Raw genomic sequence first — 6339 nt, 5'->3', positions numbered from 1 at the left:
GGAAGGCAAAAGCTCAGCAAGGGCTCTGAGCAACTGGATAGACGCGAATAATTTTGCCAGTGAGAGCCAGATGAAGTGGATCTGCAAGTTCGTTGAGGAAGGCAAAATCAAGAAACCCAAGGGCTATCCGGACAAGGTCAAAACCAAGAATGCCAAAGTGCTTCTTGATAAGATGTTTAAGAAGAAATGGCGGCGAGACTAACAGGGGTTATGCAACATAACGTCGGTCAAGGTCATCCAGACCGAAGGGGACCAGCTGCAAGGAATGAGCGAAGCGAGTGGATGAAGGTGGGCTGGGTGCCTGCTTACAGGTTGCTTTTACGGGCTCGGGCGCAGCACTAAGCCAACCTGCCTCTACAAGCAAAATAGTTACTCAATATAATGAAGCAAAATGCACTCTAAATTTTACAGCTGTAAAATTCTTCAGAAAAAGGCATAGATTACAATGAGATAAGAAATTTCTTATTTGGAGATTTGAACCAACGAACACCTTATTCCTTTGAAAGGGCTTAGTTCCTCCGCGCAAGGCTCCAGATTGTTCTATTAAGATTGAGATCTCCAGTCTGGCCTTTTTCAACCATGCCATTGAAGTACCCTGCAGGTCTAGTCAACCGCTCCGGTTCCCTCAGCACCTTCTCAACTACAACAGCTAGACAAGCGGCAGCGAGCTTGAGCCCAAGCAAACGAACAGCTTTCTGCCAAGCCAACTCACTCAATCCGATTGCAAGGCGTAATGAATTTGCTTCGCCTCTCAGATCCTCCCAACTTCGTATTGGTCGAATGAAATGTTCGGTGGTCATTGTGAGCGCGTGCGCAAGAACTTCAATGGAGATCTCATTATTGCCAGTCGCTTCGTGTTCTATCTCACAAGCGCTCTGATCTTGCTCTGACACTGCAGGCTGATCTTCAGGCAGGCTCTCACATTGTTGAAGTTCACTCGCTGCACTATCTAGCACCTCTTCATACAGCTCAGACAAGAAAGTCATTTTATCAGCTGCGGCTTGAGGTGATTCCATAATGGCAACAACACGTTGCTGAAGTTCTTCAGCTTGAGCTAACTCGCCCTGGTTCGACAGCTCAGCACAGGCATCATTGATTGCCCGCACTAAACCTTTGCTCTTACGTTTTAAAGCCCTCTCTGCCTCAAGATGGGTCTTGTAATCATCAGCTCGCTTGCGCAGCTCATCAAGTCTTTTGCAAGCTGGTGAGAGATCCAACCCATAGGCTTCACCTAGGCTATTCTCAAAACGCCGACCATTCCCACTGTCTTTGTATGCAAGCAGGCCAACTTCAACCAGTTTCTTGAGGGCTCTCATAACTGATCGCTCACTACGGCAAACATAGTCCGCTAGTTTTCTATTCGAGATGGCAACCACAGGTGATTGTCCTTCACCCAAATCCTTCTCTTTGACTAGTCCCAAGAGAATATCAAGCACATGATAGGCTGTGCCGGTAACACCCAAGACTGGACATACCCGCTTCACAACAAGCGAAAGTGTAGACTTACTAATTTGAGAGGGTAGGGGAGAACTAGCAAGTTTTTGGCTTGCCAAAGCATTGGCGTTTAGCTTGCGAAATCTCGTAATCGTTTCTGTTTGCAGCATTTTCCTAATCTCATTTCTACTCATATGAGCAACGAGAAAGCTATCAAAACGCCACAAAAACTACCCAACTCAAAGGAAAAGAGTTGATTCGTTTATGTTTCAGCACTAAACTGCAAATTGCTACATATGAGTTGAGTGCTTTACAGCGCTTTATTCTATTCAAGGGCTTGCTTTTGCAAGCCCTTTTACTTTGTCTAGGTCACTGTTCGTCGTCCTGCTCTTCAAACTTTACCAATAACGCTGGGATCTGTTCAGCCAAGAATGAGCTGAACTCAGCGCCACGCTTCCCCTGAAATGCGAACTTCATGCCTGCTTTGCTTTCCTTCAGCAATAGTACCGGCTTTCCATCCTTATCAAGGATTGTGTTTGTGCTGCTATCAGAAGCACCCTTTTCACCAGTCTTCGCATAAGAAAAAACAATGTTAAAACGCTCTTCTGAGCTGCTTGTCTTCCATTTCTCTGAACCAGTAAGCCTTGCCAAGCCCTTACTCTGGTTTGAGCTGAAGCGCACAAAAATCTCACTCAATGAGATCCATTTCGGTCGCCCGATCTTGGGCGCCGGTCCAATTTTCGTGATGAGATCTTCGGGAATTGCATCGGCAACCTTCCTATAATGAGATACCGCAGCGACAGACTTCACCCCAATAGCTTTGGCAACCGTTTGATTAGGAAACTCCTTGCTCAGTCTCTTCACAAAAAGAGCGGTCTCGATAAAGGAAAGGCTCTTACGCTCATGGTTTTCTTTACCTTGAGCAATAACTAGTGCCTCATCGTTGAGATCCTCATCGATGATCGCGAGAACACCAATACCGAGTTCTCGGCAAGCTCTCCATCGTCTACGACCATAGGCAATTTCATACCGATCCGGCTGCTCCAGCTTCGGTCGTACAAGGATTGGAACCTTCTGCCCATCATGCCGAATACTATCTTTGAGATCTTCATAGTCTGGATCATTCTCGACAGACATTCGATCCGCAATCGGTGACGGCTCACACAAACTGGACTTTAGATTGACAACTCTTTTTCCGCCTTTGTCTCTAGCAGGGATTGCGCTCGTTGCAGCCTGCTTAAGCAATCCTTCAGGGCCGTTAGGCGGCACAACCCGTTGACTGATCAGGGTGTTGGACGTTGCTCCTGCTGGTTTAGCGGGTGTCTTCCAGGCATCTTTGAATTTTGAAACTTTAGACATCAGATACGTCCCCATCCCTTCAACACAATTTCTTCAATCTCGCGATTGGCAGCGTTCATTGCTTCAAGACCACGGTTAAAGGTTCCACGGTTGAAGTCTTTACCCTGAGATTCATAGATTGTTGAGTTTGAAAGACCCGATTGAGATACTGCTGCTGACTTCGGCATCGGGTGATCGAGCACATTGTCGAGCCGATCTCGCATCATCTCAACAATTGAGTTCATAGCGGCATCATTGGATTCATAACGCGTAATCAAATAGTGCATGGTGCGGCCTGTGTATTTAGCACTTTCACCTACCAAATGAACGCTATTTTCCAACGTCTCTAAGTGAACCCCGAGCGCAGTCAGGTACTGGTGCATAGACTTGATATCCAACCATTCAGGCTGGATTGTAAGTAGTAAGTGGTTCGAAGCGCCAATTGTGGCTTGTGAAGCAAAATGGAGAGCAGGTTGCGTGTCACACACGACGATATCATAGTCGTCCTTTACTTCTTCAAGGACGTGGCGTAGCCGCTGATAATAGTGCAGGGCTGCATAACCTGTATCTTCAATGTGCTGCCATTGCGCCAGCTCTTGTTCGATTTCGTCGATGCGGTCTTCTATCAAACCAGGAGTATTTAGCTCCGCCTGCAACTCCGGTACGCGCTCTTGCATTGCCGCGCTATAATGATGCGCATTGGTCATCACACGAGGCGTATCTTGCTCCCACTCAGTCATCCACTGACCACCGAGACAAATGTCGATACCTTCAAAGTATGTTTTCTGGATTACTCTGCGAATAGAAAGAGGATTTTCATATCTCAAAGCAGCGTTAATTGATTGATTTTCCTCAATTAACACTGGTTGATAGCCAAAGATTGTTGATGCAGATCCTTGAGGGTCAAGATCTAGAAACAACACACGGTATCCGCGAAGGGCTGCATATTGAGCGAAGTGTACCGATGTAGTTGTCTTTGCAGATCCACCCTTAAAGTTTACAAATGCCATGATGGCGAGTTCTTCATCAGCTGAACGGTGAGGCAGGTATCTTTGACGCTTTTCTGGCGTATCAGCCACCCTTCGAGCCGCCTCTTCGCGAATTGCACGAAGGTTTGAAAGGGAGTAGGAGCGATAACGGTTGCTGGAATCTCGCGAAATATCGAGTTCAAGCTCTTTCGCCAAAGTGTTAACGTAACTTGGCGAGCATCCAAGCAGTTCTGCAGCTTCGCGGGGCAGATAGGTTCGTGTAACCTTGTGAGAAAATGGATCTGTAGCCCTGAGCGCTGTCGCTTCAATAACCTCAGCCAGACTATCGCGGTCACTGACGACTTGCGTCAACAAGGTGTCCTGCTCCATGGTATCTTGCTCTAAAACGCTCATTGTTAAGATGCTCCAAAAAAATGAACTAAACATCGGAATGAGCAGATATGAGCGCTAGAGCAGGGAGTAAGTCAACAAGTTAATGGTTAACTCAGATTAACACTTATGGCAATCAATCACTGACAGCCGTTATTTTTCATTATAGATCAATGGATTAATACACTTTTGTACTGCTGGTTGCTGAGGGGCCACCCACAACAAAAATCTGTGCGCTCTCGTATAAAATTCGACAGAGAATCGGGATTTCGTTCCTCTGCAAAGAAAGCATGGTCTGAGATGAAGTGAATGTTTGCATTCGTAAGCTGCTCATCAAATGATTTAATGTTTTGTGGCCCACCGACCTTTCAGCCATCATTTTCTAAAGCCACTATAGCGGCTTTGCCGCTATTCAACATGAGTTTAAGTACGTCTCGTTGAGACGTTCCGTTTATTTGAATTCTATAAGAGAATCTAAGTGTGAAAGAGTTGTATTAGATACGTGACTGCCGTTTTTGTCACCCTTGCATGCCATTTCATTGTCTATTTAGAAGGTCAGCTGGCTTCCGTTTTCCTCGTGAGATGCACCTGGAGGGGACGTCTGATGCGAATGTGGAGCTCCCTCGACGCTACCCATAAGCCGCTCTAGCTCTTTGTTTAAGGCAAGTGCTATCGGAGTAAAAACTTCCCTTCGCTTGTCGGCCATAGGGTCATCATCTTTGCCTGTAATCTCAGTCAAAATCCTTGAGTGACCGTCAGCCGTTCCTTGCACGGTAATGCGTCCTAGCTCACCTAGATTCTCATGGCACAAATACCAGGCAGGGCTCCCATCTGGTAGGCCTAAAAGGCCCCAAGCTGCAAAAGTGGCCAAAAATCAGAACAATTAAAGAACATGCTGGGTGACTGTCGTTAGTATCTCGGAGTATGAGATGGTAAGATGCGGACATTGCTGCCCTTCGCTGCAACGCAGAAAACTCTGATCAGTGAGAGGTGGCGGCTAGCGTCGAGGGCCAATACCGGACATTTGAATGCTTCCATCAAGAGTTGAAGCTGTTCGCAAAGCAGATACACTGTGAGAACAATCTTTCATGGATGTATTTGACTACTATGCAAGACGTAAAGTTAGTTCCTGTGCTTGCACCACCTGCCACAGTATTTCTAAACTCACGCACCTTTGTACTTGCATTTCCAGATGAGGCTGATATTCGGAAATGCTGCGTTCCAGCGGACGATTTTTTCAAGACGAAGAATCGAACCAGTATGTAGGACCACAAAATGGAATTCCCTAGCTCAGCACTTCCACAGCATCGTAGCTTTATTTCACAGGCCATTCTCAAGTTCAAAAGCGACAAGCGCATTGTAGGCTTGGCATGCTCCGGCTCATACAGCGATAACACCCTAGATGAGTATAGCGATTTAGATTTTGTCGTCGCCGTCGATCCTCTCCATTACGAAGAAGTATTTACAAAGCGATTTGAAATGATCGCCGAGCTCGGCGACCTTGTGTCTGCCTTCTCAGGAGACCATGTCGGAGAACCCAGACTTGTAATTGCGCTTTATGGCCCAGATGGACTACATATTGATTTTAAGTTTGCCAAAGCGAACGATATCTCCGACCGCGTGGATGAACCAACAATTTTGTGGGAACGAACCGGCCAACTCTCTGAGGCTTTGGCTAAGGGGCATGGTGTCTACCCTAGGCTTGATGAACAGTGGGTCGAAGACAGGTTTTGGACTTGGATGCATTATTGCGCGGGAAAAATTTGTCGAGGCGAGTACTTTGAAGCCTTGGATTTCCTGAGCTTCATACGAGTGCAAGTTCTTGGGCCATTAGCTTTGCAACAGGCTGGTTACGAGCCAAGAGGAGTAAGGAAAATTGAATTCGTGCTACCCAAGTTTGCCATGCAGCTTCTTTCAACCGTATGCCAACCTAAAAAGGGACAACTGAAGCTTGCCGCTGAAAATGCAGCCTCCATCTATCTAGACATGAGAAGTTCGGAAGTTTCAACACAAGACAGAGCAAAACAGATTGCATTGTCTGCACTACAAAAAATCTAGGCTTTCAGATTTTTTGTGCGTTAAACTGATCGGCTATTAGATCGAGTTTATTCTACGGAAGGTATTTCTAAACAGTGCCTTCCGTTCCCTGCTGCAAGATACGGAGACGTTGGGGATGTTCGAGTGAATAGCACGTTTACCCGCAAAGGCG

General features: G+C 46.5%; 5 protein-coding genes. 2 read left to right on the top strand and 3 right to left on the bottom strand.

What is annotated here, in order from left to right:
• On the top strand, positions 1 to 202 hold a 202-nt coding region (locus PsAD26_RS29910; protein WP_206600036.1), incomplete at its 5' end, for a hypothetical protein.
• Between the two features lie 307 nt (positions 203 to 509).
• Here the strand turns inward: PsAD26_RS29910 and repC are convergent.
• The 3 genes from repC to PsAD26_RS23630 all read right to left on the bottom strand — a co-directional run bounded on the left by repC (position 510) and on the right by PsAD26_RS23630 (position 4187).
• Positions 510 to 1661: a plasmid replication protein RepC gene (gene repC, locus PsAD26_RS23640; protein ID WP_153041568.1), complete on the bottom strand. Its 1152-nt coding sequence runs from the start codon at positions 1659 to 1661 to the stop codon at positions 510 to 512.
• Between the two features lie 142 nt (positions 1662 to 1803).
• Positions 1804 to 2793, bottom strand: a complete 990-nt coding sequence (gene repB / locus PsAD26_RS23635; protein WP_063312372.1) for a plasmid partitioning protein RepB — start codon at positions 2791 to 2793, stop codon at positions 1804 to 1806.
• Entirely contained in the window at positions 2793 to 4187 is a 1395-nt protein-coding gene (locus PsAD26_RS23630) for an AAA family ATPase (RefSeq protein ID WP_084403813.1), read from the bottom strand. Before PsAD26_RS23630 ends, repB begins: the two co-directional genes overlap by 1 nt.
• A gap of 1218 nt (positions 4188 to 5405) precedes the next feature.
• Here PsAD26_RS23630 and PsAD26_RS23615 point away from each other — a divergent pair.
• Entirely contained in the window at positions 5406 to 6188 is a 783-nt protein-coding gene (locus PsAD26_RS23615) for a nucleotidyltransferase domain-containing protein (protein ID WP_063312368.1), read from the top strand.
• Positions 6189 to 6339: the final 151 nt, after the last annotated feature.

The organism is Pseudovibrio sp. Ad26, from assembly GCF_001623285.1.
In the GTDB taxonomy this organism is placed as follows: Bacteria; Pseudomonadota; Alphaproteobacteria; order Rhizobiales; family Stappiaceae; genus Pseudovibrio; species Pseudovibrio ascidiaceicola.
Note: the sequence above shows the minus strand (reverse complement) of the source record. Positions and strands in the feature narration are given on the sequence as shown.

Excerpts from the sequence above, each read along its gene's own strand:
- repB (WP_063312372.1), bottom strand. The coding sequence starts at position 2,793 with ATGTCTAAAGTTTCAAAATTCAAAGATGCCTGGAAGACACCCGCTAAA.
- PsAD26_RS23615 (WP_063312368.1), top strand. The coding sequence starts at position 5,406 with ATGGAATTCCCTAGCTCAGCACTTCCACAGCATCGTAGCTTTATTTCA.
- PsAD26_RS23630 (WP_084403813.1), bottom strand. The coding sequence starts at position 4,187 with ATGTTTAGTTCATTTTTTTGGAGCATCTTAACAATGAGCGTTTTAGAG.